The following is a 26,505-nucleotide window of genomic DNA, read 5'->3' as shown; positions in this document are numbered from 1 at the left end:
TAAAGAGAGCCTCGTACTTAAGGCTCCCTTTCCGCGATTATTTATTTTTTCGTTTTGTACTCTTCGATTTTGGTACGTTGTCGTAAAACTTGCGTTTCTTCTTCTTTTGGCCCTGCCCGGTGCCAGTGCCGCCAGCTTCCGACTTATTGCGGTCGCGATTACGACCACCGCCACCTCCACCTTCTTGCTGCTTGTTCCGGCGCGGCTTTTTCGTATCACTACCCGTTTTGAAAACCTTCGGTGTCTCTGTCCGCTCTCTGCGGGTACCCTTCATGCCGACAATTTCAAAATCAATCGAACGCTCGTCTTTATTGACTTTTACAACCCGAACGGTAATTTCATCCCCAATTCGGAACACTTTTCCTGTTCGTTCACCAATCATCGCGTAATGGCGCTCATCAAATCGATAATAATCGTCGGTCATATAGCTAACATGAACGAGACCTTCTATCGTATTTTGCAGCTCAACAAACATTCCAAAATTGGTTACCGAGCTAATAATGCCATCGTATTCGACACCAATTTTATCTTCCATGTATTCCGCTTTTTTCAATTCATCCGTTTCACGTTCGGCATCCACAGCCCGACGCTCCATTTTTGAAGAATGATCGGCAATTTCAGGCAAGCGGGCATTCCACTTTTCCCTTGTCCTTTCATCGAGCTTTCCTTCAATTAAATAGGTGCGAATTAAGCGGTGGACGATGGTATCCGGATAACGACGAATCGGTGACGTGAAATGCGTGTAAAACTCCGTTGATAATCCAAAATGGCCAAGGCTATCAGGATTATATTTTGCCTGCTGCATCGAACGGAGCATAACGGTCGAAACAACCATTTCTTCCGGCTTTCCTTGAACTTCTTCAATAATTTCTTGAAGCGCTCTAGGGTGAACATCGTTGGCTGTCCCTTTTACGATGTAACCAAAGTTCGTGATAAACTCGAAAAATTTCCTGAGCTTATCTTCCTTCGGATCCTCGTGAATACGGTAAATAAACGGTACTTCCATCCAGTGGAAGTGCTCCGCTACCGTTTCATTGGCAGCTAACATAAACTCTTCAATTAGACGCTCAGCTACTGAACGCTCACGAAGGACGACGTCAGTCGGTTTTCCTTCTTCATCCACCAGCACCTTTGATTCTTTAAAATCAAAATCGATGGCGCCTCGGTTCATCCGTTTGTTTCGTAGGATGGCGGCCAACTCTTCCATCATTTCGAACATTGGGACAAGCGATTCGTATCTTGCCCTAGTTTCTTCATCCTGTTCCGCAAGAATCATATTCACATCATAGTAGGTCATACGCTCTGTTGTTTTAATGACACTTTGGAAAATCTCGTGTGAAACAACAGCGCCATCTGATGTGATTTCCATCTCACAGGATAAAACCAGTCGGTCTACTTTTGGATTCAACGAGCAGATTCCATTCGATAAACGGTGCGGGATCATCGGAATCACGCGGTCAACTAAATACACACTGGTTGCCCGGTCCTCCGCCTCGACATCAATTGGTGTACCTTCTTTAACATAATAGCTGACATCGGCAATATGAACCCCGAGCTTGTAGTTACCGTTTTCTAGCTTTGAAACGGTTACCGCATCATCGAGGTCCTTTGCATCGGCACCATCAATGGTAACAATGGTTTCGTTCCGTAAATCACGGCGGTTCTTTAATTCACTTTCATCGATGGTGTCAGGCACCTCATTTGCTTGTTGCAGTACATCGTCCGGGAAAGCCATAGGAAGACCGTGCTTATGTATGACAGAAAGGATGTCCACGCCTGGGTCATTTTTATGACCGAGAATGGTGATGACTTCACCTTCAGCACTTTTTCTCCCTTCAGGATATGTAACAAGCTTAACGACTACCTTATGTCCCTCAACCGCTCCTTTAGAAGCTGCTTTTGGAATAAAAATATCACTGGCGAACTTTTTATCATCAGGAATCACAAAGCCAAAGCTTTTGCTTTCAACATAGGTTCCTACTACCTGCTGAACGCCGCGTTCAATGATGCGGATGATACTTCCTTCCCGGCGCTGCCCAGATGTTTCCGAGGAAACACGAGCGAGAACGGTATCTCCATGCATTGCGGTATTTGTTTCATTTGGCGGAATAAAAATGTCATCCATTCCTGGTTCATCAGGGGTGACAAACGCAAATCCTTTCGCATGACCAATCAGTTTACCGCGAATTAAGTTCATTTTTTGCGGCAGGCCATACCGATTACTGCGAGTGCGTACAACTAGACCCTTTTCCTCCATTTGAACAAGAGCCTTTACAAACTCTTTAAAGTCACTAGAATCCTGAATACCAAATGCTTCTTCAAGCTCTTGGACTGTTAATGGTTTGTAGGCCTCATCCCTCATATATTGCAAAAGCCGGTCAACATGCTTTTGGATGTAATCTTCCAAGCCAATCCCTCCTTTATGGGTGCTTTATTAATCATGCCAGTTAAGTTTTTCTAAAAAAGCATAGACATCTTCATGTAACTGATCACGTTCTTTATCTAACGTTATTACATGTCCAGATTCTTCATACCATTTTATATCCTTTGTAACTGACTCGATTTCATTGTAAATAATGTTTGCACTGTCCGTATTAATCATGTGGTCGTGGCGTGCCTGAACGACGAAGGTTGGGGCGTAAATCATGTCCACATTTCCGCGAACATCAGCAATCAATGCCTGAAGCTCCTTTAATGTCCTCATTGGAGTTTTCTTAAACTCTTCCATTTCCATTTCGATTTGCTCGTCTGATTTTCCTTCACGCTTTTTAAATTCGCGAGCATACTCGAGGATTCCTTCGTACATTACTTCTTCACTTTTTATATACATCGGGGCACACATCGGTACAATACCCTTTATAGGTACAGTGTAACCCAATTTCAAGGAAAATACGCCGCCAAGAGACAGTCCGGCTACTGCAATTTCCTCATGCCCTTTATTTTTTAAGAATTCATAGCCAGCCATGACATCCTGCCACCAATCTTTTGGACCAGTATGTACGAGTTCCTCAGGTGGCACCCCATGACCCTTGTAGTGAGGTGCATGGCAGGTATAGCCTTTCTTTTCTAAAAAACGTCCCAGCATCCGGACGTCAGCCGAGTTTCCAGTGAAACCGTGGAGCAGCAATACCGCTCGCTTTCCTCCTTCAAAGGTAAATGGTTTCGGTGAAGCAACTTTCATTTTAAAAAACTCCTTTTATTTCAATTCACTTAGTATAGTTTAAGCAATGACGTGGTGAACATTCCAGAAAAACGACTTTGTCTATTCAGATAAAACAAAAAACCTGGCTGGTTGGCCAGGTTTGAGTGCTTATATTAGATTTTAAAGTAAGTAACAGCAAGCGCAAGTATGAAGAATAATACTGATAATACAATCGTGATACGATGTAAAATCAAATCAATTCCACGTGCTTTTTGTTTGCCGAATAGGGATTCAGCACCACCAGAAATGGCACCAGATAATCCAGCGCTCTTACCAGATTGAAGTAAAACAACCGCAATAAGACCAATACTTACGATAACTAATAATGTTACGACCAATGCATGCATGTAAGCCACCTCCTGTTAGACGTACAGTTCACAGTATATTAAATTTACCATATTATTTCCCATTAGACAATACAATTCTGGGGACTGTCCCCCACTGCGTTAAAGCGCCGGGGGACTGTCCCCTATCTTAGGATGGACGATGCCATTCTGACGTATGTATGCCGCTTTCCTCTTACTACAATTGAGTAGGCTGTGATGTTTTCTGGGATCGCGATTCCCGCTGCTCCTGCATCACCGATATGATATAAATCGGCACCTGCCATTTTACTATTTAAGGCGATCTGTTTAACGGTTGCTTCATCTGAACCTTCTTGGCTTGTTCCTGTTGTCAAAATCGCAAGTGCTCCCTTTTCGTGGACACTATCGACTAGCTTGGCTGTTCTTTCAATCGTAAAGCCTGGCACCGTCCCTGGTGATGGAATGAGGATGATGTCTGCTCCTGCTTCAATAAAGGAATGTAAGGTTTCGGTTGACATCAAGCTGCCACCTACCTCACCAGCAACACCCGCACTATGCATTTTACCAGCTATTATCAATCCATCTTCGCCGAAAACGGTTCGGGCCACTTGAATAGCCTTTGTAATTTCTGCATTCGATACGCCTGTTTTAGGATTCCCTGTCAGGCATACAAAATCAAAGCCTAGCTCTTTTGCCTTTTGCAATGATTTTTCAGTAGCCAATCTTCCTTCAGGTAATTCAATTAAAGCTTCAACCTGCTTCGCCGTGAGATCTACTGGCTCTAAATTTAGTCCAATGGGACGGCCTACGAGCTTTTTCAGGGTATGCACAATGGTGTCAGGCACCACTTCAGGTAATCCCTCCATTGTCGGATTAAACACATCAAAGAAGTTTAATAAGATGAGGTCTGCTCCAAATGCGGCGGCCATTTCTGCATTGGTCACGGCAGGATAATATGGGGTAATGCTTCCGATTACTTCCGCCACAATCGTTCTTCCCTCTGATGCGAGAATACTTTGCTTCAATTCTTTTCCTGTCATTTTTTCAAAGTCAGTAGCTGTACAATCTAATAAACGTTTCAAATGATCAACTCCCAAAATTTTTTCCTATCTATATGAAAAATACCACAAATTGTATATTTATGGTAGAAAAAAGACACCCCGGAATGCGGAGTGCCTTTGAATATAAAAATTACTTGCTTAAGTTATAGAAAGACTTAAGGCCGTTGTATTGGCTAGTTTCACCTAATTGATCTTCGATACGAAGTAATTGGTTGTATTTAGCTACACGGTCTGTACGTGATGGTGCACCAGTCTTGATTTGACCTGCATTTGTTGCAACTGCGATATCAGCAATAGTGTTATCTTCTGTTTCACCAGAACGGTGAGAAATAACAGCTGTGTAGCCTGCACGTTTAGCCATTTCAATTGCATCAAATGTTTCAGTAAGTGTACCGATCTGGTTAACTTTGATAAGGATGGAGTTACCGATACCTTTTTCGATACCTTCTGAAAGCTTCTTCGTGTTAGTTACGAATAGATCGTCACCAACTAATTGAACTTTTTTGCCAAGGCGCTCAGTTAAAAGCTTGTGACCTTCCCAGTCGTTTTCATCTAAACCGTCTTCGATAGAGATGATTGGGTATTTAGATGCAAGCTCTTCATACCAGTCAACCATTTCAGCAGAGGTCTTCACAACACCTTCGCCAGAAAGATGGTATTTACCGTCTTCTCTGTTGTAGAACTCAGAAGATGCAGCATCCATTGCTAACATAACTTCTTCGCCAGGCTTGTAGCCAGCTTTTTCGATTGCTTCAACGATTGTTTGAAGAGCTTCTTCGTTTGAACCTAGGTTTGGAGCAAATCCACCTTCGTCACCAACAGCTGTGTTAAGACCTTTTGCTTTTAGAACTGATTTTAATGTATGGAAGATTTCAGCGCCCATACGAAGTGCTTCTTTAAAGCTTGGAGCACCTACAGGCATGATCATGAATTCTTGAATGTCTACGTTGTTATCAGCGTGCTCTCCACCATTAACGATGTTCATCATTGGAACTGGAAGCTGCTTAGAGTTGAATCCGCCAAGGTATTGGTATAAAGGAATATCAAGGTAGTTTGCTGCAGCATGAGCAACGGCCATAGACACACCAAGGATTGCGTTTGCACCTAACTTACCTTTGTTTTCTGTTCCATCAAGCTCGATTAATGCATGGTCAACCGATACTTGATCAAGTACGCTGAATTCTTCTCCTACAAGCATCGGCGCAATGATTTCGTTCACGTTGTCAACTGCTTTAAGAACACCTTTACCAAGGTAGCGAGACTTGTCACCGTCACGAAGTTCAACTGCTTCGTATTCACCTGTAGAAGCACCACTTGGAACTAGAGCGCGACCAAACGCACCTGATTCTGTGAATACTTCTACTTCGATTGTTGGGTTACCACGGGAGTCTAATACTTCACGAGCGTATACATCTGCAATAAATGGCATTTAATATCTCTCCTTATAAATGGTTTAATTAGTCCGATTGAAACGAACGGTTTTATTTTATTAATGAAGTTCCAGTCATTTCGGCTGGTTTTTCAACCTTTAATAAATCTAACATAGTTGGAGCGAGATCTCCAAGGATTCCGCCGTCACGTAACTCTGCACCTTGCTTGGTTACAATAACAGGAACAGGATTTGTTGTGTGAGCAGTCATTGGCTCGCCTTCTAAAGTGATTACTTCGTCGGCATTCCCATGGTCTGCTGTAATAATTGCTGTACCACCTTTTTCAAGAATCAGGTCAACAATTTTTCCTAGGCACTCATCCACCGTTTCAATTGCTTTGATTGTCGGTTCAAGCATTCCAGAGTGTCCAACCATATCTGGGTTAGCGAAGTTCAAGAGGATCGCATCAAATTTATCATTTTGGATTTCATTGAGCAATGCATCTGTAACTTCATATGCACTCATTTCTGGCTTAAGGTCATAGGTTGCAACCTTTGGAGAGTTGATTAAGATCCGCTCTTCGCCCGGGAATTTCTCTTCGCGTCCGCCGCTCATAAAGAACGTCACGTGAGGATATTTTTCTGTTTCCGCAATTCGAAGCTGCTTTAAGTTATTTTGAGCCAAGACTTCACCTAACGTGTTGTCTAAGTTTGATGGTTTAAAGGCTACATACCCATCAACAGATTCACTGAAGTGTGTTAAGCAGACAAAGAACAGATCCTTTGGATGCTTTGGTCCGCGGTCAAAAGCACGGAAATCAGCGTTCGTAAATGTATTGGAAATCTGAATCGCACGGTCCGGACGGAAGTTATAGAAAATAACCGCATCATTGTCCTGAATCGTTGCAACTGGCTGTCCATCTTCCTTTGTAATCACGGATGGGATTACGAATTCATCAAAGATACCATGTTCATAGGAATCCTTTACAACATCCATTGGGTTTGTGTAGGCTGGACCTTCTCCATATACCATAGAACGATAAGACTTTTCTACACGCTCCCAGCGCTTGTCACGGTCCATTGAATAGTAACGGCCTGAAATGGTTGCGAATTCACCCACGCCATACTCCTTCATTTTATCCAAAGTTTGCTGAATATATTTTTCAGCTGTTTTTGGTCCCACGTCACGGCCATCAAGGAAAGCATGGATATAAACTTTTTCAACGCCTTCTTCTTTTGCTAGCTTCAATAGGGCAAACATATGTTGAATATGGCTATGAACACCGCCATCTGAAAGTAAGCCGAATAAGTGTAAGGCAGTGCCGTTCTTTTTCACATGCTCCATTGCACCTGTAAAAGTCTCATTTTTTTCAAATTCACCTTCACGAATGGCAATGTTTACACGAGTTAAGCTTTGGTACACGATACGTCCTGCACCAATATTCAAGTGTCCTACCTCAGAATTCCCCATTTGTCCTTCTGGAAGGCCAACTGCCTCACCAGATGCCGTTAAATGGGAATGTGGATAGGTGCTCCAGAGGCGGTCAAAGTTTGGTTTTTTAGACTGTGCGACCGCGTTTCCTTTTTGTTCTCCTCTACATCCAAAACCATCAAGGATGATCAGAGCAACTGGAGATTTACTCATAACTGCCTGCCTCCAGTAACTGTAAAAATGATTGTGCTTCAAGGCTTGCTCCGCCTACTAATGCACCATCAATATCAGGCTGTGCCATGTATTCTTTAATATTTTCCGGTTTCACGCTACCGCCGTACTGGATTCTAACCGCGTCCGCAACATCTTGAGAAAATTGCTGTGCAACCACTTGACGGATATGAGCACAAACATCGTTTGCATCCTTTGAAGTAGAAGATTTACCAGTTCCTATCGCCCAAATTGGTTCGTATGCGATCACGGATTGCTTCACTTGCTCATCAGTTAAACCAGCTAATGCCTTCTTCACTTGGTCACCAACTAATTGATTGGTTTCACCATTTTCACGCTGTTCTAACGTTTCTCCACAGCAAATGATTGGAGTTAAGTTGTATTTAAACGCTGCTAGCGCTTTTTTGTTCACTGTTTCATCAGTTTCGTTGAACATTTCACGGCGTTCAGAGTGGCCAATGATGACATAGTTCACACCAAGATCTGCAAGTGCTTTCGGGCTAATTTCGCCTGTAAACGCTCCGTTTTCTTCAAAGTGCATGTTCTGAGCACCAATTTTCACATCGCTACCTTCTGTTACTTCTACAAGGTTTTGTAAAAATAAAGCAGGTGCACAAATAATAGAATCGATTCTATCTGTTGCAGGTACAAGACCTTTCACTTCTTCCGCAAAGCTTCTTGCTTCAGAAAGGGTTTTGTTCATCTTCCAGTTACCTGCAATAATTGGTTTACGCATTAAAAGCACATCCTTTCATAGTTGTATAAATGAGCAAGATTATTTATCGTTTAACGCAACGACGCCTGGCAATGCTTTGCCTTCCATAAACTCAAGGGAAGCGCCACCGCCTGTAGAAATGTGGCTCATCTTATCTGCTAAGTCGAACTTCTCAACTGCAGCTGCTGAATCTCCACCGCCAATTACTGAATATGTACCTTCTGCTTCGGCAAGTGCTTCCGCAACAGCCTTCGTACCGCCAGCAAATTTATCAATTTCAAATACACCCATCGGTCCATTCCAAATGACAAGTTTTGATTTCTTAATTACATCAGCGTAAATCTCTCTTGTTTTTGGTCCAATATCAAGAGCTTCCCAATCTGCAGGAATTTCTTCAATTGCTACCACTTTTGAATTAGCATCAGCAGAGAAATCATCAGCTACTACCGCATCGACCGGCATATAGAAGTTAACACCTTTTTGTTTCGCTTTTTCCATGAATGATTTAGCTAGGTCAATCTTGTCTTCTTCAAGAAGAGACTTTCCAACTTCATGGCCTTGTGCCTTCACAAATGTATAAGCAAGTCCACCACCGATGATGAGGTTATCGACTAATTCTAATAGATTTTCAATCACACCGATCTTGTCCTTAACCTTTGCGCCACCAATAATCGCTGTAAATGGACGCTCAGGATTAGAAAGTGCTTTACCAAGGACATCAAGTTCTTTTTCCATTAAAAAGCCTGAAACTGCTGGCAGGTTATGAGCAATTCCTTCTGTTGAAGCATGCGCACGGTGTGCCGCACCAAAGGCGTCGTTCACATAAACATCAGCAAGCACCGCAAATGCTTTTGCCAACTCAGGGTCATTCTTTTCTTCACCAGGGTAGAAGCGTACGTTTTCTAGTAAAAGAACGTCGCCCTCTGCCATTGTGTCAATTAACGCTTTAACAGAATCGCCATAGGCTTCATCTGCTTTTTTCACGTCTTTACCAAGAAGTTCTGATAGTCTTATACCGACTGGAGTTAAGCGCATTTCTTCGACCACTTTTCCCTTTGGTCGGCCGAAATGGCTTGCCAAAATCACTTTTGCTCCCTGCTCGATTAAGTACTGAATCGTTGGCAATGCTGCACGAATGCGTGTTTCGTCTGTAATTTTCCCATCCTGCATTGGGACGTTAAAATCTACTCGGCAAAAAACACGTTTACCTTTGACATCTACATCTTTTAATGTTTTTTTGTTCATGTAAAGGACCTCCTTTAGTTTGGGCGCATATTAAATGCTTTAAATTTCATAAAAAAAGGAGGGGGAATCCTCCCCGCTCCCCTTTGGAATACCATTTAACATTATAATTTGTTTATGACTGGAATGCCAATCATATCCAAATTAAAAATTAAAGTCCTTTTGCTGCGATATAATCACAAAGGTCAACAACGCGGTTAGAGTAACCAACTTCGTTATCGTACCAAGATAATACTTTCACCATGTTTCCTTCAAGAACCATAGTTGATAATGCATCGATTGTTGAAGAAGCAGTGCTTCCGTTGTAGTCAGTTGAAACTAATGGAAGATCACTGTAAGCTAAAATCCCTTTTAATGGGCCTTCTGCAGCTTCTTTTAATGAAGCGTTAATTTCTTCAGCCGTTACTTCTTTTTCTAATTCCATAACTAAGTCAACGATTGACACGTTTGGAGTTGGAACGCGCATTGCCATACCATTCAATTTACCCTTAAGTTCTGGTAATACAAGAGAAACGGCTTTTGCAGCACCAGTTGATGTTGGGATCATGTTTTCAGCTGCTGCACGAGCACGACGGTAGTCCTTGTGTGGCAAGTCAAGGATTTGTTGGTCATTTGTATAAGAGTGAATAGTTGTCATCATACCGCGCTTGATTCCGAAAGTATCGTTTAATACTTTAGCAAATGGAGCTAAGCAGTTTGTAGTACAAGATGCGTTTGATAATACGTGGTGGTTATCTGCATCGTACTTGTCTTCGTTAACACCCATAACGATTGTGATATCTTCGTTAGATGCTGGTGCAGAGATGATAACTTTTTTAGCGCCTGCTTCAAGGTGCTTCGCTGCATCTTCACGCTTTGTGAAACGGCCAGTAGATTCAACTACTACGTCAACACCAAGGTCTCCCCAACCAAGTTGTGCAGGGTCGCGCTCAGCGATAACTTTTACTTTGTGTCCGCCAACTACTAAGTATTCACCGTCAACAGTTACATCTTCTTGAAGAGTTCCGTGAACTGTATCATATTTTAAAAGATGTGCAAGCATGTTTGCATCAGTTAAGTCATTGATTGCAACGATTTCTACATTGCTATTGTTTAATGCCGCACGGAATACGTTACGACCAATACGTCCAAATCCATTAATACCAACTTTTACTGCCATGTTAATTTCCTCCTTTTATATGGGAAAAGATATATTTTTTAAAAGGAATTACCCTTTCAACAACCGTTTAGCCACACCTTCATCGGTAATAAGTATCGTCGAGGCTGGTGCTTGTTTAAAATACGCCTTAATGGCTTTTGCCTTTGAGGCCCCGCCTGCAACTGCAATCACATGTGGGATCTCCGCAAGGTCTTCCAGCTGAAGTCCAATCGTAAATACCTTGTGGACAATCTCGCCTTCTTCGTTAAAATAATAACCAAATGCTTCCCCGACTGCCTTCCCATCTTCAAGCTTTTTCTTAATATCCGGGTTGGTTTTCCGTCGTTCAGCCATTGTGATAGCATCTCCAATTCCATGAAGAACCATGCTTGCTGATTTAATCAAATGCAATACATCATGAATATCAGGTTCTTTAATGAGGGATTCATAAATTTCTGAACTGACCTGATCGGGAACATAGAATACACGATGTTTAGAATCGGTATTTTTTGCCATATTCGAGCAAATGGTGTTCGCCTGGTTATGGACATCTTCACCAACTCCGCCTCGAGCAGGGACAAATAGCAATTCCTTCTTAGAAAAATCAGGTGTTAATCTTTCTGCAACAGCAGCCATGGTTGAACCGCCAGTAACAGCGATGATATTTTTCCCGCTTAGAAGCTTTTTCATGCAAATCGCACTTGCTTTGCCAAGCTCTCCTTTGACCATCGGTGACTCATCACTATCGCCAGGGACGATAATGACCTTCTTGATGCCAAGCCGGTGCTTTAATTCCAATTCCATTACATCAATACCCTTTAACTCACGCATCAAACCTTCTAAGTCTTCTAGTAAATTTTTCCCTTCAGAAGTTAAACTCATTCCCACATTGTTTGTAAAAATAAGATTTTGCTCTTTCAGGAATTCAACTTCACCACGAAGGACTCGTTCGGTTAATTCTAAGCTAACGGCTAAACTTCTTCTACCTACTGGCTGCATAAAACCTATGTATCGTAGGATAGAATAACGTTTCTGCAGGACTTGAAGAAGATCGGGTACTAATTTTTTTTGGATATCGATAAATGACTGCATGATGTTCATGCTCCTTTTATTCTATGTAGTTGGTCATTAAATGTCCACCATAGACATATTGTGTCCCACCTACTCTAAAAAAAATCACCCCTACTACGTTTTTCATTGTAACAGGAGTGAAAACCTATTTCAACTTATAAAATCGCCTTTTTTTCATGTAAACGATTTCTTATGTCAAATTTGTTAACGAAGCCATATCCTGCCTCTACTCCGTCAATGAGAACCACTGGAATCATCAGTCCATAACGTTCCGTTAATTCATCACTTGTTTCAATATCAATTTCTTCGAGGTGAAAATTCCATTCCTCTTTTAATTCAAGGAGAGTGTCCTTCGCTTTATCACATAATGGACAGCTTTTTCTTGTATATAGTGTAATCGTAGTTTGTGACATTAGTCGATTCCTTTCCATCTTGTGGTTCTAGCCTTATAAAAATACCAATGTTTAAAGCTGAAATCCACTATATTACTTAAACCTTTTTCTTTTTGAGGAAGATTGAATCCCTAATTGTTCGCGATACTTAGCAATGGTCCGTCTGGATACCACGATTCCATTGTTCTCCTTTAAAAGACCAACAATATCTTGGTCAGAAAGTGGCTTTTCTTTATTCTCTTGTTCTATTAAATTACTAATCTCATTCTTCACCTGTGTTGATGAAGTACTTTCATCATCTGCAACAGTTTGTATGGTACTAGTAAAGAAGGATTTTAAGGGAAAGGTCCCTAACGGGGTTTGGATATATTTTTCCCTTACTGCCCGACTAACGGTCGATTCATGAATATCAAGCTCGGTGGCAATTTCCTTCATTGTCATCGGTTCTAAATATTTCATCCCTTTAAGTAGGCATACGGTTTGTTTTTCAACGATTTTCGCGATGACTCTTGTTAGTGTCTCTCTCCGTTGTTCAATGGCCTTTAAAATCCACTGATAATCCTGAACCTTATCTTGGAGAAATTTGCTGACCTGCTGATCCTGATCTTTAAATTTTTTGAAATACGATTCATTAAAGCTAATCCTCGGCAGAGAGTCATCAAACATACGCACCTCAAGTCCGTCTGTCGTTCGTTCCACAATGGCATCTGGAATAATATATGATGATGTTTCTTCTCTTAGAAAAGCCCCTGGTTTTGGATTAAGGAGCTGAACCTGATCGAATAGATCTTGAATCTCCTTTAGTGATACCTGAAGCTCCTTAGAAATTTGTCTCCATTTCTTTTCAGCGAAAGGGACAAAATGGTTTGTAATGATGGTTTGGGCCAGTTCGTTATTTGGATTTTGATAATATAGTTGCATCAACAGACACTCTTGCAGGTTTCTTGCACCAATTCCTGCCGGTTCCAATGTTTGAATGACAGCGAGACATTCTTCAACTAGTTCCTCTTCTACAAGTAAGCTTTCTGCAATTTCATTTAGCTCACCTGTAAAGTAACCGTTTTCATCCAAATGTAGAATGAGGTGTCGTATTACTTTTAGTTGATCTGTTGAAAGGGTGGTTATTTTTAATTGAGAGAGTAAGTGTTCTTCAAGAGAAAATGGTTTTTCGGCAATTTGCTCAATCCAATTCTTTTCCTCTTTTTGATGTTTCCGTCGATTGCGATCAATCAGGGGATTCATTGGCTTGACCGTGCCGCTTTCGAGTTGCATCAAGGGATTTTCAAGGACCTTATCTTCTAAAAAGGTAGTTAGCTCCTGAGCCGAATACTGTAGTAAGGCAATTGCCTGGGATAATTCCTGTGTCATTGCCAACTTTAACGTTTGCTGCTGCCATAAACCCGCTTTCAAGTTCATTCCGATCCCCCCATGGTACCTATTTTACACGATAGGGGGGTGTTCGGGTAATGTAAATTTTAGAATAGCGTAAGCGGTGTAATTAGCCAATAAAAATGAAAGCCCCTCTCTCTTGAGAAGGGCTTTCATTTTTTAAAACATAACTGACCAGGTTTTGGGACCAACAATCCCGTCCGCTGCTAAACCGTTTCTTTGCTGAAATGCTTTTACCGCTTCTTCGGTTTTTCGTCCAAAGATTCCGTCAGTAACTACCCCTACTTTCGCTTGAACAAGCTTTACATTTTTTGAATCACTGGAACCTCTTTTTATAAGGTGACCAGGATAAGCATGCTTATTTACCTTGCCTACTTCTTCTAGTTTAATTTTTGTTTTTGGACCCACAATCCCATCTACTGCTAATCCATGACGGGATTGAAAGGATTTCACTGCTCGGAGTGTTTCTTCTCCAAAATCACCGTCAGCCCCGAATCTCGGAAGCTTCTCATCAGCTTTAAGAAGGTACTCTTGTAGGATTCTTACATCAGAGCCTTTATCGCCTAATCTTAATATATTGGGGTGTGAGGTCTGTCCATTCATAGGAACGGATGCAACTAGGGTTGGATGAATTGAATTATAATTCATAACCCGTCTAATAAACTCGCCTTTGTCAATTGATGTTCCAGGACAAGTTTTACTTGCATGCTCTCGGTGAAACATTATTTTAGCCCCGCATTGAGTAACAAGAAAATGTTGTAGCTTTAACATAGAATTAAGCTGTGCTCCTTCCAACTTGTCATGACCTACGTCAAAGTTACCTAACATTTCTGTCATAAATGCCCCTGTATTGTAACCAACAATACCTGCCGGCGTTTGGTTAAAATCTCTCCCGGTGACAAATAATCCATCTGGCATGAGGGTGACATGTTGTCCTATGTCATTCCATCCACGAGTGTCGACATGATAATTCCTCATCGCTCGTTGTAATTCAAGATGGTTCTTTCCGTTGAAGTCACTATGATCAGGTTCCCAAGTATGGTGTACCTGAGAATAATTGTACTTCTTCCCTACTAACCTTTGAATTAACTGGTCAACAGTTATAATCTCAAATGCCATTGTTTATCCTCTCCTTTAATAAAAACTTATGCCAGGCAACGTGGATTCGTGTGGGCTTTGCCTCTTTCTATGAATCCTCATTGTCTTGGCGTGTCTTTATAATCAACAATGGCACTTACAATAGTTAGTGGTATCATTCATGGTATTTTTGAAAAAAGGTAAAAAAAATACTATTACGTTTTATAAACGTAATAGTACCAAGAACTTAATGACGCCCTCGGCAGGAATCGAACCCACATCTCAAGAACCGGAATCTTACGTGCTATCCGTTGCACCACGAGGGCAGATATGTTAGCGACTTACATATTATATGCCATTACTATGCAATTTGCAAGTAGGGATTGGGTTTAAAAATATGTGAAGTGGGTATGATGAATTAGGGAAAGCTGTCGAACAAATTTAAGTCAAACCGTTTGACCTTTATTGACCATCCAGTGTATGATAACAATACATAATATTTTTACCTTTCTATTCAAAAGGAGGAAGAAACATGAATTTAATCCCTACAGTAATTGAACAAACAAACCGTGGCGAAAGAGCATATGACATTTACTCTCGCCTACTAAAAGACCGGATTATTATGCTTGGAAGCGCAATCGATGATCATGTAGCTAACAGCATTGTTGCCCAATTATTATTCCTTGAAGCTGAAAATCCTGAAAAGGATATTACTCTTTATATCAACAGCCCAGGCGGAAGCATCACATCTGGAATGGCTATTTATGACACAATGCAATATATTAAAGCAGATGTTTCAACAGTATGTATCGGAATGGCTGCCTCTATGGGTGCATTCCTTCTTGCTGCAGGTGCGAAAGGCAAACGTTTTGCCCTTCCAAATGCTGAAGTCATGATTCACCAGCCACTTGGTGGTGCTCAAGGTCAGGCTACTGAAATTGAAATCGCAGCGAAGCGTATCCTTTTCCTTCGTGAAAAATTAAATGGCATTTTAGCAGATCGTACTGGTCAACCTCTTGAAGTGATTCAAAAAGATACAGACCGCGATAACTTCATGACTGCTGAAAGAGCAAAAGAATACGGTCTAATCGACAGCATCATTTCTCGTAAGCCAACTGATTCTGCAGAAAAGAAATAATAACTTAAGCAATCGGCGAACGCCGGTTGCTTTTTATTTATAGGCTGTGTTAAAGAACATTATTGATTTTATACCCTGTTGATTGGAGCGGAAGGCACGAAGACTCCTGTGGGAGTATGGTTCAGGGGAGACCCCGCAGGCGCAAGCGCCGAGGAGGCTCGCCGAAACACCCACGGAAAGCGAAGTGCCTGGAGCGGAAGTCAACAGGCAAGTTTAACAAAGCCTACAACTAAAAAAAGGGTTCAGACTCAGATAACCAGAGTCGAACCCTTTTTAATTTATTGTTCTTTTTGGATAAAATCAGTTAAAGAGTGGATCGCATTTTCTTCATCATCGCCATCTGCAATAATATTTATCACAACACCTGAGCCAACAGCAAGGCTCATTAATCCCATAATACTCTTGGCGTTAACCTTCTTACCATCTTTCTCTAAAAAAATATCTGCTGAAAAACGGTTTGCTTCTTGCACAAAAAGTGCTGCTGGTCGTGCTTGAAGACCAGTCTTCAATTTAACTTCTACTTCTTTTGCCAACATCGCGCATTTCCTCCTCGTGTCCATTCTCTATATTCATAAAACAATTTCAACCAGTTACTAATCCCTTGAAGCAATTTCTCCCATCCGTAGCTTTTCGGCAATTTCATCAATCTTTCTTAGGCGATGATTAATGCCTGATTTACTGATGGTCCCACCAGACACCATTTCTCCTAATTCCTTCAAAGTTACATCCGTATATTGCATACGGAGCTCCGCAATTTCCCTTAGTTTATCGGGTAGAATTTGAAGACCGACTGTTTGATTAATGAAGCGGATATTCTCCACCTGCCTGATCGAGGCACCAATCGTTTTATTCAGATTGGCAGTTTCACAGTTAACAAGGCGATTGACCGAATTCCGCATATCTCTTACGATTCTTACATCTTCAAAGCGCAGCAAGGCGTTATGAGCACCAATAATATTTAAAAACTCGGTAATTTTCTCCGCCTCTTTTAAATACGTAATATAGCCTTTTTTACGCTCAAGCGTTTTGCTGTTAAGACCAAATATATTCATCAATTCACATAAAGAGTCGTTGTGCTCTTTATAAAGTGAAAAAATTTCCAAATGATAAGAAGATGTTTCTGGGTTATTGACCGATCCACCTGCCAGAAATGCTCCGCGTAAATAAGAACGCTTACAACACTTCTTCTTTATGAGGTCCGGTGAAATATCATGTATAATGGTAAATCCTTCCCCGAGTATTTTGGTATCTTCGAGAATTTCCCTCGCCTGTTCTGACAGGCGCACAATATACACATTGTTCTTTTTTAGCCTCATTTTCTTTCGAACAAGCAGCTCCACCTGTACTTGGTAGCTCTTTTTTAATAAAGTATAAATCCTTCTAGCAATTGCAGCATTTTCGGTTTGAATATCAACAACTAACTTCCTATTTGAAAAGGAAAGGGAACCGTTCATGCGGATCAATGCTGATAGCTCAGATTGAATGCAGCATGTTTTCACTTCCAGGTTAGTTAATTCTTTTTTCGTCTCCGAAGCGAAAGACATCCCCTCACCCCCTAAAACCTCATAATGATCTTGTTTCTTAATAATAGTCTATATTAAACGTGACTGTTGATTTCCACTCCAGGCACTTCGCTTTCCGTGGGCGTTTCGGCGAGCCTCCTCGGCGCTAGCGCCTGCGGGGTCTCCCCTGAACCGTACTCCCACAGGAGTCTTCGTGCCTTCCGCTCCAATCAACTGGGTATAAAAAAATAACACTGTTCTTAAACATATCCTACTTTTAAAACCTACAAGTATTTACGCTTCAAAACGCTTTTTGGTTTCATCTAATAACAAATTATATAAAATTTTTGCTACCTTTTTTGGATCATGTCTTAAAGCACCATTCTCCTGGTAAGCAATATCGGCATGCACCACTTCAAGACCCAACTCATAAAGCCTAGGCAAATCATATTCCACAGGGTTCGCCAATTCTTCATTGTAACGAAGCTGAATATCCTTTGGCACTTCTTCATTGTTAACTAAAATGGTATTCATAAACGCACAGCTCATATGGTCATAAATCGCCTTTACATGATCGCTCGCTGTATAATCGTGTGTTTCCCCTGCTTGTGTCATTAGATTACATATATACACCTTTTTAGCATGGGAACGACATACTTCATCCCCTAAACGCGGGACTAACAAATTAGGTAGAATACTGGTATACAGGCTTCCAGGACCAATAATAATTAAGTCCGCCTGACGAATCGCTTGGATCGTCTCAGGTAATGGGCGGATATTTTTTTTAGATGTTAAAAAGACTCTCTTAATTTTCTTGCCGGAATAAGGGATCTTTGATTCGCCCGAAACAATCGCACCGTCCTCCATCTCAGCGTGCAAAACCACGCTTTGGTTGGCCGCAGGCAGCACCTTCCCACGAACGTTTAGAATCTTACTCATCTCCTGAATGGCGTGAACAAAATTTCCGGTAATCGAAGTCATCGCAGCCAAGATTAAATTTCCTAATGAATGGCCGGAAAGTTCATTTGACGTTTTAAACCGATGTTGAAACATTTCCTCCACAAGCGGTTCTACATCAGATAGTGATGCTAGCACATTGCGAATATCTCCTGGAGGAGGAATATGGAGGTCATCGCGCAAGCGTCCTGAGCTGCCTCCGTCATCCGCGACTGTCACTATGGCGGTAATGTCCACAGGATACTGTTTTAACCCTCGTAGCAAAACTGGTAATCCTGTTCCTCCGCCAATAACGACAATTCGAGGCTGTCCGTAATTACTCATGTTGTTTTATCCTTTCTCCTCTCAATGTCACGGTGGGAAACAATCGTCTTATAATCCTTTTTGAAAAATTCACCAATATATTCAGCTAGCGCAACCGAACGATGCTGCCCGCCTGTACAGCCGATGGCAATCACCAGTTGTGCTTTACCCTCCCTTTTATAATGCGGAAGCATGAAGGTGAGTAAGTCAGTGACTTTTTCTAAGAATTTATGCGTTTCGTTCCATTTTAAAACATAGCTAGAAACCTCATCGTCCAGCCCTGTTTTTGGCCTCATATGCTCGATATAGTGTGGATTCGGTAAGAAGCGCACATCAAAAACAAGATCAGCATCAATTGGAATCCCATGTTTAAATCCAAACGACATGACATTGACAGTAAAGATTAGTTGTCTATTAGCCGTAAATTCGGTTAATATTTTTTCTCGTAACTCACGCGGTTTCATCTGAGAAGTGTTATAAATCAACTGTGCCCGGCCTTTTAATTCCTCCAAAAGCTCTCGTTCAAGCGTGATGCCTTCTAGAGGCAAACCTGTTTGAGCAAGCGGATGTGACCGTCTTGTTTCCTTATATCTGCGTACTAGTGTCGAATCATCCGCATCTAAAAATAGAATCTGCGGCGTTACCCAAGAGGTTTCAGTTAACTCATCGAGTGCTTTAAAGAGATGATCGAAGAATTCTCTCCCTCTTAAGTCCATTACAAGGGCAACTTTATTCATTTTATTCCCTGATTCCTTCATAAGTTCAAGAAATTTAGGAAGTAACGTAGGAGGCAGATTGTCGACACAGAAGAACCCTAAATCTTCAAAGCTTTGAATGGCTACAGTTTTTCCAGCCCCAGACATTCCTGTAATAATGACCATTTGAGTTTCAATTGTCGAACCAGTACTCATTTCCCATTCCCCCCAAAAACTATATATTCTTATTCCTCCAAACACCATCTTGATTTCGCACATGGCTTGTCAATAATGCGTTTACATTTAACTCGGGTCTAATCGGTAACCTATCAGCTCAAATTCCTTGGTATAAGTAAATGTACCGTAGATGATTCCTTTTCCATGAACCATGTAATCAATAATATGATAGTCACCCTCGGCCATCGGCAGACTTTTCACCTGATCAATTGGTTGCCACGCGAGCTTACCTTCAGGCGATTCCTCTAAATCCACCCCATCCGATTCCGTGGCGCAAAAAGTGAACATCATCCATTCTGAAAGGAGCTGTTCTCCTTCTTTCATGATCATAGTGAAAATACCTTTAAGCTGTGGATTTTTGAGATAGATTCCCGTTTCTTCACGGTATTCTCTTATGCAAGAATCACGAACCGATTCACCAGGTTCCATTTTTCCGCCTGGAGCCACCCACCAGCCGCGGCTCGGTTTTTGCAGCAACAAAATTTTATCCTCTTTTATTAATACACAATTGGTGACCCGCTGCATGTTTCCACCCTCTTTATTTAAGCACAAAGGCTTGTGTAAGTATGCCAAATATCCTAATATAACATTTAATTTATTCTTTTCATTATACTATTTTTAAGATACAGTCACAATGAATACAAATTTGATATTTCTGTTAATTATTTCTGTTAGCAAACTTGGGAAACTAGTTTTGAGGAGACTTCATTTTTTAGCCACAAAAAAAAATTGCACAAGCTGCTGGGCTTGTGCAGGAAGGTATATATTTTTAAAGGGGGTCAATTATTGTTATCATACCCTAACTATATTTCACTACTGTTACAGAAGAGTTAAAACAGGATTACGTTTCTGTGAATGTTATGTTAACACTACTCACAATAGTGCTAACCATCTATTTTCTTACCTTCATCTCTTCCTTCAGTTCTTCTACAAAATGTTGAGCGCTCTGTGCCGCAATACTACCGTCACCTGTCGCAGTAACAATTTGGCGTAAGGTTTTTTCACGAATATCTCCCGCTGCAAACACACCAGGTACTTTTGTTTCCATGCGGTCGTTCGTTTCGATATAGCCGTTTTGATTCGTAATGCCCAGGCTCTCGAATGGTTTTGAAAGTGGAACCATTCCAACGTAGATAAACACACCATCTGCTGACAATTCTTGTTCTTCTCCAGTTTCAGTTGAAACAAGCGTCACACTACCAACCTTGCCGTCTTTACCATTGATTGTTTTAACCGTGTGATTCCAGATAAAACCGACCTTCTCATTTGCAAACGCACGATCTTGAAGAATCTTTTGTGCTCGAAGCTGATCACGTCGATGAACAATAGTCACTTTAGAAGCGAAACGAGTTAAATAGACGCCTTCCTCAACGGCAGAGTCTCCTCCACCAATAACGAACAATTCTTTTCCTTTGAAAAAGGCACCATCACAAACGGCACAATAAGAAACGCCACGGCCGCCAAGTTCTTTTTCACCAGGTACTCCAAGCTTTTTATATTCGGCACCTGTTGAAATGATAACGGAGTGCGCTTTGTATTGTTTTGCACCAGCGGTTACCAGTTTGTAATCGCCGTGGTCAACGATTTCCTTAATATCGCCGTAGGCATATTCTGCACCAAATTTTTTCGCGTGCTCGAACATTTTTGTGGATAAATCTGGCCCTAGAATACTCTCAAAACCCGGATAGTTTTCCACATCCTCTGTGTTGGCCATTTGTCCGCCTGGCATTCCACGTTCAATCATAAGTGTGGAAAGGTTGGCGCGTGATGTATAAACAGCAGCGGTCATCCCAGCAGGACCAGCCCCCGCAATAATAACGTCATAAATTTTTTCCTCAGACATTTTGTGGTTCACTCCTTAAAAAAAAACGATTAAGTATATATTTCCCTACTTAATCGTAATAAACAATCGGTTTATAGTCCATTTATCTGCTTAATTTAGAAAATCGTTTACAAGTTTGACATATTTACCAATTGTTGCAGATGAAAGTCCGTAACGGTTGGCTACTTCTTGCTGCGAAACTTTTTCACTTCGCAACTTGTACCATACATATTCCACTGCCCCAGCCCAGGCACGTTTATTTTTCAAGCTGACGTTGGCTTTAGAAAGTTCAACGAAAACAGAAAACCACATCAAATATAAGCCTGACTCCATCATGCCAATCGGCTGATGATTTTCATAAAAAATCTCTGCAATTTCCTGTGCATCTGCTGTTGTCGATTGTTTTCCCGAACGAATTAATGAAATATATTCCTTCTCTAACGTGGTAAGCTTTTGATTTTGAAAAAGCCGCTTAGAAGTAATAATTTCTTCTTTTTTACTGGATACTGTTGTGAGAAACAGAGCAAATAATCGCTCTTCTACATAGTCGCTTTCAAGCTTTTGAAAAATAGAGCCTGACAGGTCTTCAAAACCATTCGCGACTTCTTTTTCTCCCCATGGCTCAGAACCTTCCTTGTCAGGGTTCAATTCAAGCACCTTTTTCCAAGTGCTTTTTGCAAAGTTTTGATTGCCAGTATAATACGCTGAATAGGAAAGCCAATAATAAAACGGACCGTCCCCATCATAGCCATGCTTATATAGTTTCTTTAACCATAAATAGGCCTGTTCATATTCGCCCACTAAGGCAAAGGTAGTACCCAGTTTAAATTGATGTTCGCTTAACATAGGTTGAATTTTTTTCAGGGATTCATGCAAATTGGCAGCATTTTTCAGTTTTCCTTGGTAATGAGCAAAGACCAAGCGGTTACAAAGGGCATGTAAATTCCCTGGATTCCGCTCGAGCACATCATCTAAAATGCTTTCTGCCTTTTCCGCTTTTCCTAAGTAAAAATAGGCAAGCGCTAAGTTGTTGTATGCTGACCAGTATTCTGGGTATTCCTTGACGACATCCTTTAACAGCTCAATCGCTTTTGGAAAGTATCCCGACTCTAACAGGTCACGAGCCTGTTCTTGTTTGACAATTAAATCATCCTGCTCATACCAATCGTCCTCTAGACCATCTGATTCAAAGGTTAGGAGCTCTAATAAATCTTCCGTGTCATTAGAAAAATCACCCTCTGGATCTAGTTGCAGGTAGAGCTGCGCGTGATGATACGCATCTTTAAAAAATCCCAGGTGGGCATAATTGTTTGCTAAAAAGTAGTGGCACTCCGCCATTTCCGGATCAAGTTCTTCAAGGATGAGATGCAAGAGTCGGTTGGAATTTTCAAACTCGCCAAGTTCTGTTGACACAATCGCCAACTGGCATGTAATCATCGGTTCACCCGGCTCAAGCTGAATCGCTCGCCCAAGATATTTTTTTGCTTTTATAAAATCACGTCGATGGTATGCCTTCAAACCCTTCGTGAAATAATATTCCCCCGTAGGAACAAATGAAAGTATTTTTCCCGTTTGCATTCTTGCTTTCGCTTTTTTTCCCATGAAGTCCTCCACATTCATCAATATAACTTAGGTAGTATAACACATTATCGGGTTGTTCGAGAAGGTTTATAATATGCAGGCTTGTAGAAATATTTTATGGAGTATCTTTCTTCCCAATATCCCTAACACGTAAGAAAACCAGCCCCATTAGGACCGGTCCTTGTGTCTTTCTTCTAAGGTTCTTAGTACTTCTTTAAATGGAAGTCCTTGTTCCACCAATAAAACCTGCAGGTGATAGAGTAAATCTGCCGCCTCCCAGCGCAGTTCTTCTTGATCACGGTTTTTGGCAGCGATAATCACCTCAGCCGCTTCTTCCCCGACTTTTTTCAAAATCTTATCGACGCCTTTTTCAAAAAGGTATGTGGTATAGGCACCTTCCGGACGCTCCTGCTCCCGTTGACAAATGACCTGCTCGAGCCTCTGTAGGATGCCATAATCAGCCAATCCAGTCTTCCGGTCCGCTACCTCGTCCGTAAAACAGCTAACGGCCCCCGTATGACAAGCAGGCCCCTTCGGATTGACCAACACGAGGAGTGCATCCTGATCACAGTCATATTTGATGCTGACAACTGATTGCGTATTCCCACTTGTTGCCCCTTTATGCCATAACTCTTGGCGTGAACGGCTGAAGAACCAGGTTTCACCCGTCTCAAGGGTCTTTCCAAGCGATTCCTTGTTCATATAAGCTAACGTTAAGACTTCCATCGTTTCTGCATCCTGGATGATGGCAGGGACAAGACCCTTTTCATCAAAACGAATCTCTTCTATATTCATCGGACGACAACTCCTTTTTCCCGCAAATAGCTTTTCACTTCATGGACGGACGTTTCTTTATAGTGAAAAATCGACGCAGCTAAGGCCGCATCAGCTTTCCCGCTAACATAAGCTTCTTCAAAGTGTTCGGCATTTCCTGCCCCACCCGATGCAATAACAGGGATGGAAACAGCCTCACTGACCGCTTTTGTTAATGATAAGTCAAATCCACGCTTTTCCCCGTCACTATCCATGCTGGTTAATAAAATCTCACCAGCCCCACGCTCGGCAGCTTCCACAGCCCATTCGATAACTTTTTTCTCCGTAGGTGTTCGTCCACCATGTGTATACACACGCCACGTTCCGATTTCAGTGTCAAATTTCGCATCGATTGCGACGACGATACATTGCGAGCCGAAGTATCCTGCGCCTTCCCCAATCAGTTCAGGATTCATAACGGCGGCCGTATTTAACGACACCTTATCCGCTCCAGCTCGAAGAATTCTCTTCATGTCCTCTAAAGCGTTGATACCACCGCCCACGGTAAACGGGATCGCCAGCTCTGTGGCGACTGCCTTTACAACCTCGACCATCGTTTTTCTGCCCTCAACGGAAGCAGAAATGTCGAGAAAGACAAGCTCATCTGCACCTTGTTCATCGTAAAAGCGCGCCAATTCCACTGGGTCCCCCGCATCGCGAAGCTGCACGAATTGGACTCCTTTCACTACTCGTCCATCCTTCACGTCAAGGCATGGAATAATTCGTTTTGTTAATGTCATCATTTACACCATCCTTTTCCGTGCCTCGTCATGTTTCTATTTAAATTAGGCTTTGGCCGATGCCAAGGCTTCCTTCAAGGTAAACCGATTCTCATAGAGGGCCTTTCCTACAATCGCCCCGCTAATACCTTTTTCAGAAGCTAACGCCTTCAAATCCTCGAGACTGCTTACTCCACCGGAAGCAATGACATTTTTTCCGGTTACTTCAGCCATTTGGCAAACCGCCTCAATATTTGGTCCAGAGAGCGTACCGTCGGTTGCAATATCCGTAAAAATAAAGGTTTCTGCACCTGCATCTGCAAAACGTTTGCCAAGATCGAGTGCACGAAGCTCCGAAGTATCTAGCCAGCCGTGTGTGGCCACATATCCGTTTTTGGCATCAATGCCAATCGCAATTTTCCCACCGTACTTCTTAATCATTCCCATCGCAAAATCCGGGTTAGAAACGGCAATACTCCCTATGATTACCCGATCCACGCCGTTTTCGAGATAATGCAGGATGTCTTCCTCCGAGCGAATTCCACCGCCAATTTGGACCTTCACGTTCAACTTTTGTGCGGTCTCAATGACAAATCGGTCGTTCACCCTCTTGCCATCCTTTGCACCATCAAGGTCGACCATGTGAATCCACTCGGCTCCATCAGCTGCAAAGCTTCTTGCCATATCAAACGGGGAATCCCCGTAGATTGTTTCCTTATCATAATCCCCTTGAAGAAGACGAACGCAATTGCCGCCCCGCATATCAATGGCAGGATAAATTGTGATACTCATTGAATAGCCTTCCTTTCCTCCACCATTTGTAAAAAATTATTTAAAAGAGCCATCCCGAGTTTACTGCTTTTTTCAGGATGGAATTGCATTCCCATGATATTGTCCTTACCAACCACTGCCGAAACCTGTTCATGGTAATCTGCTTTTGCGATTAACACGTCGGAATTTTGTGCGTCTACGAAATAGGAATGAACAAAATACACATAATCCTCTTCCAGATTTTTTATAAGTGGTGAATCGTTCACAAATTCAAGCTTGTTCCAGCCCATGTGTGGAACTTTGTAGGACTCGCCTTCTGGTGTTTGGCCTGGGAAACGCTGTACACTTCCCGGTAGTAGTCCTAATCCTTCCGTGAGCCCGTTTTCTTCGCTGCTTTCAAAAAGCAGTTGCATACCGAGACAGATGCCGAGAAGGGGTTTACCTGTTGCCGCATATTCCTTAATCGTGTTTACTTGGAGGCGTTCCATGGCATCTCGGAAGGAACCAACGCCGGGAATAATCAACCCATCTGCGTTAAGTAATTCATTATGATCAGCCGAAATAAAATATTCGGCCCCTAGCCGTTCCAACGCCTTACTCACACTAAATAAATTTCCCATACCATAATCAATAATCCCAATCATCGTGCCCCTCCTTTCTAGGTGCATTTTTCACATCGTCCTCCTGCGGTGGACAGTGTCCTCGAGTGGTGCCTGACACCATTGTTTTTTATAGCATCCCTTTTGTGGAGGGGATGCCTTTGATGCGTGGGTCGATGGTGGTTGCTTCGTCGAGCGCCCGGCCCAATGCTTTGAAGACGGCTTCAATCATGTGGTGCGTGTTTTTTCCATAATGAACAATTACATGGAGGTTCATTCTCGCCTCTAAGGCTAGTTTCCATAGAAATTCGTGGACAAGCTCTGTATCAAAGGTTCCCACTTTTTGTCCAGGGAACTCCGCACGCATTTCGAGATGCGGGCGATTACTGAGGTCAACAACCACTTGAGCCAAGGCTTCATCCATTGGAACAAAGGCATTTCCGTAGCGCTTAATGCCGCGCTTATCTCCAAGGGCTTCTCGTAATGCTTGCCCTAAGCAAATGCCGATATCTTCTGTTGTGTGGTGATCATCCACCTCAGTATCGCCATTAGCATTAACAGTCAGATTGAATTGACCGTGTTTCGTGAACAAATCAAGCATATGACTAAGGAATGGTACACCTGTCTCTAGGTTAGACTGTCCCTCCCCATCTACAGCTAATGCTAGTTGGATTTTTGTCTCGTTTGTGTTCCGTTCAATACTTGCCACTCTTTCCATGAAGTTGCCCTCCTATAATTCTTGCT

Annotated in this window: 26 protein-coding genes and 1 tRNA gene; 1 reads left to right on the top strand and 26 read right to left on the bottom strand. The window is 42.0% G+C overall.

The features are described from left to right. Window positions 1-37 precede the first annotated feature (37 nt). The 14 genes from rnr to AC3A54_RS12755 all read right to left on the bottom strand — a co-directional run bounded on the left by rnr (window position 38) and on the right by AC3A54_RS12755 (window position 14,950). The gene (gene rnr / locus AC3A54_RS12820) at window positions 38-2,362 is read right to left on the bottom strand and encodes a ribonuclease R (RefSeq protein WP_487654775.1); all 2,325 of its coding nucleotides are present in this window, start codon (window positions 2,360-2,362) and stop codon (window positions 38-40) included. A 72-nt stretch (window positions 2,363-2,434) separates the two neighbouring features. Next, window positions 2,435-3,181, bottom strand: a complete 747-nt coding sequence (locus tag AC3A54_RS12815; RefSeq protein WP_487654738.1) for an alpha/beta hydrolase — start codon at window positions 3,179-3,181, stop codon at window positions 2,435-2,437. Window positions 3,182-3,315: 134 nt separating this feature from the next. After that, window positions 3,316-3,549 carry a preprotein translocase subunit SecG gene (gene secG / locus AC3A54_RS12810; protein ID WP_307285392.1) on the bottom strand — a complete coding sequence of 78 codons (234 nt, stop codon included), beginning with the start codon at window positions 3,547-3,549 and terminating at the stop codon, window positions 3,316-3,318. 122 nt (window positions 3,550-3,671) lie between these two features. Next, entirely contained in the window at window positions 3,672-4,589 is a 918-nt protein-coding gene (locus AC3A54_RS12805; RefSeq protein WP_487654737.1) for a DUF7916 family protein, read from the bottom strand. Between the two features lie 109 nt (window positions 4,590-4,698). After that, the gene (gene eno / locus AC3A54_RS12800) at window positions 4,699-5,997 is read right to left on the bottom strand and encodes a phosphopyruvate hydratase (RefSeq protein ID WP_335547854.1); all 1,299 of its coding nucleotides are present in this window, start codon (window positions 5,995-5,997) and stop codon (window positions 4,699-4,701) included. 52 nt (window positions 5,998-6,049) lie between these two features. Then, window positions 6,050-7,582: a 2,3-bisphosphoglycerate-independent phosphoglycerate mutase gene (gene gpmI / locus AC3A54_RS12795; protein WP_487654736.1), complete on the bottom strand. Its 1,533-nt coding sequence runs from the start codon at window positions 7,580-7,582 to the stop codon at window positions 6,050-6,052. Next, the gene (gene tpiA / locus AC3A54_RS12790; RefSeq protein WP_487654735.1) at window positions 7,575-8,336 is read right to left on the bottom strand and encodes a triose-phosphate isomerase; all 762 of its coding nucleotides are present in this window, start codon (window positions 8,334-8,336) and stop codon (window positions 7,575-7,577) included. The genes gpmI and tpiA overlap by 8 nt, the downstream gene beginning before the upstream one ends. A gap of 39 nt (window positions 8,337-8,375) precedes the next feature. Then, complete coding sequence (locus AC3A54_RS12785; RefSeq protein ID WP_487654734.1) at window positions 8,376-9,560, bottom strand: phosphoglycerate kinase; 1,185 nt, start codon at window positions 9,558-9,560, stop codon at window positions 8,376-8,378. Between the two features lie 148 nt (window positions 9,561-9,708). Continuing rightward, a complete protein-coding gene (gap, locus tag AC3A54_RS12780; RefSeq protein ID WP_487654733.1) occupies window positions 9,709-10,716 on the bottom strand; it encodes a type I glyceraldehyde-3-phosphate dehydrogenase in 1,008 nt (335 codons plus the stop codon). A 48-nt stretch (window positions 10,717-10,764) separates the two neighbouring features. After that, window positions 10,765-11,787, bottom strand: a complete 1,023-nt coding sequence (locus tag AC3A54_RS12775; RefSeq protein WP_308082552.1) for a sugar-binding transcriptional regulator — start codon at window positions 11,785-11,787, stop codon at window positions 10,765-10,767. 134 nt (window positions 11,788-11,921) lie between these two features. Then, complete coding sequence (locus AC3A54_RS12770) at window positions 11,922-12,179, bottom strand: glutaredoxin family protein (protein ID WP_308082551.1); 258 nt, start codon at window positions 12,177-12,179, stop codon at window positions 11,922-11,924. 72 nt (window positions 12,180-12,251) lie between these two features. Continuing rightward, on the bottom strand, window positions 12,252-13,574 hold the full coding sequence (gene rpoN, locus AC3A54_RS12765; RefSeq protein ID WP_487654732.1) for an RNA polymerase factor sigma-54: 1,323 nt from the start codon (window positions 13,572-13,574) through the stop codon (window positions 12,252-12,254). A 132-nt stretch (window positions 13,575-13,706) separates the two neighbouring features. Next, complete coding sequence (locus AC3A54_RS12760) at window positions 13,707-14,666, bottom strand: peptidoglycan recognition protein family protein (protein WP_487654731.1); 960 nt, start codon at window positions 14,664-14,666, stop codon at window positions 13,707-13,709. Between the two features lie 212 nt (window positions 14,667-14,878). Beyond that, a tRNA-Arg gene (locus AC3A54_RS12755) sits at window positions 14,879-14,950 on the bottom strand. Window positions 14,951-15,156: 206 nt separating this feature from the next. Here AC3A54_RS12755 and clpP point away from each other — a divergent pair. Next, a complete protein-coding gene (gene clpP, locus AC3A54_RS12750; protein WP_335546394.1) occupies window positions 15,157-15,762 on the top strand; it encodes an ATP-dependent Clp endopeptidase proteolytic subunit ClpP in 606 nt (201 codons plus the stop codon). Window positions 15,763-16,040: 278 nt separating this feature from the next. Here the strand turns inward: clpP and AC3A54_RS12745 are convergent, their stop codons facing one another. From AC3A54_RS12745 to hisB, 12 genes are all read right to left on the bottom strand, one after another. After that, window positions 16,041-16,298, bottom strand: a complete 258-nt coding sequence (locus AC3A54_RS12745) for an HPr family phosphocarrier protein (RefSeq protein ID WP_308082548.1) — start codon at window positions 16,296-16,298, stop codon at window positions 16,041-16,043. A 57-nt stretch (window positions 16,299-16,355) separates the two neighbouring features. Continuing rightward, window positions 16,356-17,306 carry a DNA-binding protein WhiA gene (gene whiA, locus AC3A54_RS12740; RefSeq protein ID WP_335532925.1) on the bottom strand — a complete coding sequence of 317 codons (951 nt, stop codon included), beginning with the start codon at window positions 17,304-17,306 and terminating at the stop codon, window positions 16,356-16,358. Window positions 17,307-17,558: 252 nt separating this feature from the next. Continuing rightward, entirely contained in the window at window positions 17,559-18,545 is a 987-nt protein-coding gene (locus AC3A54_RS12735) for a gluconeogenesis factor YvcK family protein (protein WP_487654730.1), read from the bottom strand. After that, entirely contained in the window at window positions 18,542-19,435 is an 894-nt protein-coding gene (gene rapZ / locus AC3A54_RS12730; RefSeq protein WP_335546399.1) for an RNase adapter RapZ, read from the bottom strand. Before rapZ ends, AC3A54_RS12735 begins: the two co-directional genes overlap by 4 nt. Window positions 19,436-19,522: 87 nt before the next feature. Beyond that, window positions 19,523-19,981 (bottom strand): NUDIX hydrolase, encoded by a 459-nt coding sequence (locus AC3A54_RS12725; protein ID WP_308082544.1) that lies wholly within the window; start codon window positions 19,979-19,981, stop codon window positions 19,523-19,525. A gap of 367 nt (window positions 19,982-20,348) precedes the next feature. Continuing rightward, window positions 20,349-21,299 carry a thioredoxin-disulfide reductase gene (gene trxB, locus AC3A54_RS12720; protein WP_308082543.1) on the bottom strand — a complete coding sequence of 317 codons (951 nt, stop codon included), beginning with the start codon at window positions 21,297-21,299 and terminating at the stop codon, window positions 20,349-20,351. A 90-nt stretch (window positions 21,300-21,389) separates the two neighbouring features. Then, the gene (locus AC3A54_RS12715) at window positions 21,390-22,880 is read right to left on the bottom strand and encodes a tetratricopeptide repeat protein (protein WP_487654729.1); all 1,491 of its coding nucleotides are present in this window, start codon (window positions 22,878-22,880) and stop codon (window positions 21,390-21,392) included. A gap of 147 nt (window positions 22,881-23,027) precedes the next feature. Beyond that, on the bottom strand, window positions 23,028-23,654 hold the full coding sequence (hisIE, locus tag AC3A54_RS12710; protein WP_487654728.1) for a bifunctional phosphoribosyl-AMP cyclohydrolase/phosphoribosyl-ATP diphosphatase HisIE: 627 nt from the start codon (window positions 23,652-23,654) through the stop codon (window positions 23,028-23,030). Further along, on the bottom strand, window positions 23,651-24,412 hold the full coding sequence (gene hisF / locus AC3A54_RS12705; RefSeq protein ID WP_487654774.1) for an imidazole glycerol phosphate synthase subunit HisF: 762 nt from the start codon (window positions 24,410-24,412) through the stop codon (window positions 23,651-23,653). The genes hisIE and hisF overlap by 4 nt, the downstream gene beginning before the upstream one ends. A 45-nt stretch (window positions 24,413-24,457) precedes the next feature. Continuing rightward, on the bottom strand, window positions 24,458-25,183 hold the full coding sequence (gene hisA, locus AC3A54_RS12700; RefSeq protein WP_487654727.1) for a 1-(5-phosphoribosyl)-5-[(5-phosphoribosylamino)methylideneamino]imidazole-4-carboxamide isomerase: 726 nt from the start codon (window positions 25,181-25,183) through the stop codon (window positions 24,458-24,460). Beyond that, window positions 25,180-25,806 (bottom strand): imidazole glycerol phosphate synthase subunit HisH, encoded by a 627-nt coding sequence (gene hisH / locus AC3A54_RS12695; RefSeq protein WP_487654726.1) that lies wholly within the window; start codon window positions 25,804-25,806, stop codon window positions 25,180-25,182. Before hisH ends, hisA begins: the two co-directional genes overlap by 4 nt. Window positions 25,807-25,891: 85 nt before the next feature. Next, window positions 25,892-26,479: an imidazoleglycerol-phosphate dehydratase HisB gene (gene hisB, locus AC3A54_RS12690; RefSeq protein ID WP_335546411.1), complete on the bottom strand. Its 588-nt coding sequence runs from the start codon at window positions 26,477-26,479 to the stop codon at window positions 25,892-25,894. Window positions 26,480-26,505 lie beyond the last annotated feature (26 nt).

Source organism: Neobacillus sp. Soil_C_43 (assembly GCF_057656715.1).
This window is presented reverse-complemented; position numbering and strand designations above follow the sequence as displayed.

Coding starts and splice junctions, on each gene's coding strand:
- tpiA (WP_487654735.1), bottom strand. CDS start 8,336: ATGCGTAAACCAATTATTGCAGGTAACTGGAAGATGAACAAAACCCTT.
- rnr (WP_487654775.1), bottom strand. CDS start 2,362: ATGAGGGATGAGGCCTACAAACCATTAACAGTCCAAGAGCTTGAAGAA.
- trxB (WP_308082543.1), bottom strand. CDS start 21,299: ATGTCTGAGGAAAAAATTTATGACGTTATTATTGCGGGGGCTGGTCCT.
- AC3A54_RS12715 (WP_487654729.1), bottom strand. CDS start 22,880: ATGGGAAAAAAAGCGAAAGCAAGAATGCAAACGGGAAAAATACTTTCA.
- gpmI (WP_487654736.1), bottom strand. CDS start 7,582: ATGAGTAAATCTCCAGTTGCTCTGATCATCCTTGATGGTTTTGGATGT.
- rpoN (WP_487654732.1), bottom strand. CDS start 13,574: ATGAACTTGAAAGCGGGTTTATGGCAGCAGCAAACGTTAAAGTTGGCA.
- hisIE (WP_487654728.1), bottom strand. CDS start 23,654: ATGAATATAGAAGAGATTCGTTTTGATGAAAAGGGTCTTGTCCCTGCC.
- AC3A54_RS12775 (WP_308082552.1), bottom strand. CDS start 11,787: ATGCAGTCATTTATCGATATCCAAAAAAAATTAGTACCCGATCTTCTT.
- clpP (WP_335546394.1), top strand. CDS start 15,157: ATGAATTTAATCCCTACAGTAATTGAACAAACAAACCGTGGCGAAAGA.
- AC3A54_RS12770 (WP_308082551.1), bottom strand. CDS start 12,179: ATGTCACAAACTACGATTACACTATATACAAGAAAAAGCTGTCCATTA.
- gap (WP_487654733.1), bottom strand. CDS start 10,716: ATGGCAGTAAAAGTTGGTATTAATGGATTTGGACGTATTGGTCGTAAC.
- AC3A54_RS12760 (WP_487654731.1), bottom strand. CDS start 14,666: ATGGCATTTGAGATTATAACTGTTGACCAGTTAATTCAAAGGTTAGTA.
- AC3A54_RS12745 (WP_308082548.1), bottom strand. CDS start 16,298: ATGTTGGCAAAAGAAGTAGAAGTTAAATTGAAGACTGGTCTTCAAGCA.
- AC3A54_RS12735 (WP_487654730.1), bottom strand. CDS start 18,545: ATGAGTAATTACGGACAGCCTCGAATTGTCGTTATTGGCGGAGGAACA.
- AC3A54_RS12815 (WP_487654738.1), bottom strand. CDS start 3,181: ATGAAAGTTGCTTCACCGAAACCATTTACCTTTGAAGGAGGAAAGCGA.
- hisA (WP_487654727.1), bottom strand. CDS start 25,183: ATGAGTATCACAATTTATCCTGCCATTGATATGCGGGGCGGCAATTGC.
- hisH (WP_487654726.1), bottom strand. CDS start 25,806: ATGATTGGGATTATTGATTATGGTATGGGAAATTTATTTAGTGTGAGT.
- hisF (WP_487654774.1), bottom strand. CDS start 24,412: ATGACATTAACAAAACGAATTATTCCATGCCTTGACGTGAAGGATGGA.
- rapZ (WP_335546399.1), bottom strand. CDS start 19,435: ATGAGTACTGGTTCGACAATTGAAACTCAAATGGTCATTATTACAGGA.
- eno (WP_335547854.1), bottom strand. CDS start 5,997: ATGCCATTTATTGCAGATGTATACGCTCGTGAAGTATTAGACTCCCGT.
- AC3A54_RS12725 (WP_308082544.1), bottom strand. CDS start 19,981: ATGCAGCGGGTCACCAATTGTGTATTAATAAAAGAGGATAAAATTTTG.
- hisB (WP_335546411.1), bottom strand. CDS start 26,479: ATGGAAAGAGTGGCAAGTATTGAACGGAACACAAACGAGACAAAAATC.
- secG (WP_307285392.1), bottom strand. CDS start 3,549: ATGCATGCATTGGTCGTAACATTATTAGTTATCGTAAGTATTGGTCTT.
- whiA (WP_335532925.1), bottom strand. CDS start 17,306: ATGTCTTTCGCTTCGGAGACGAAAAAAGAATTAACTAACCTGGAAGTG.
- AC3A54_RS12785 (WP_487654734.1), bottom strand. CDS start 9,560: ATGAACAAAAAAACATTAAAAGATGTAGATGTCAAAGGTAAACGTGTT.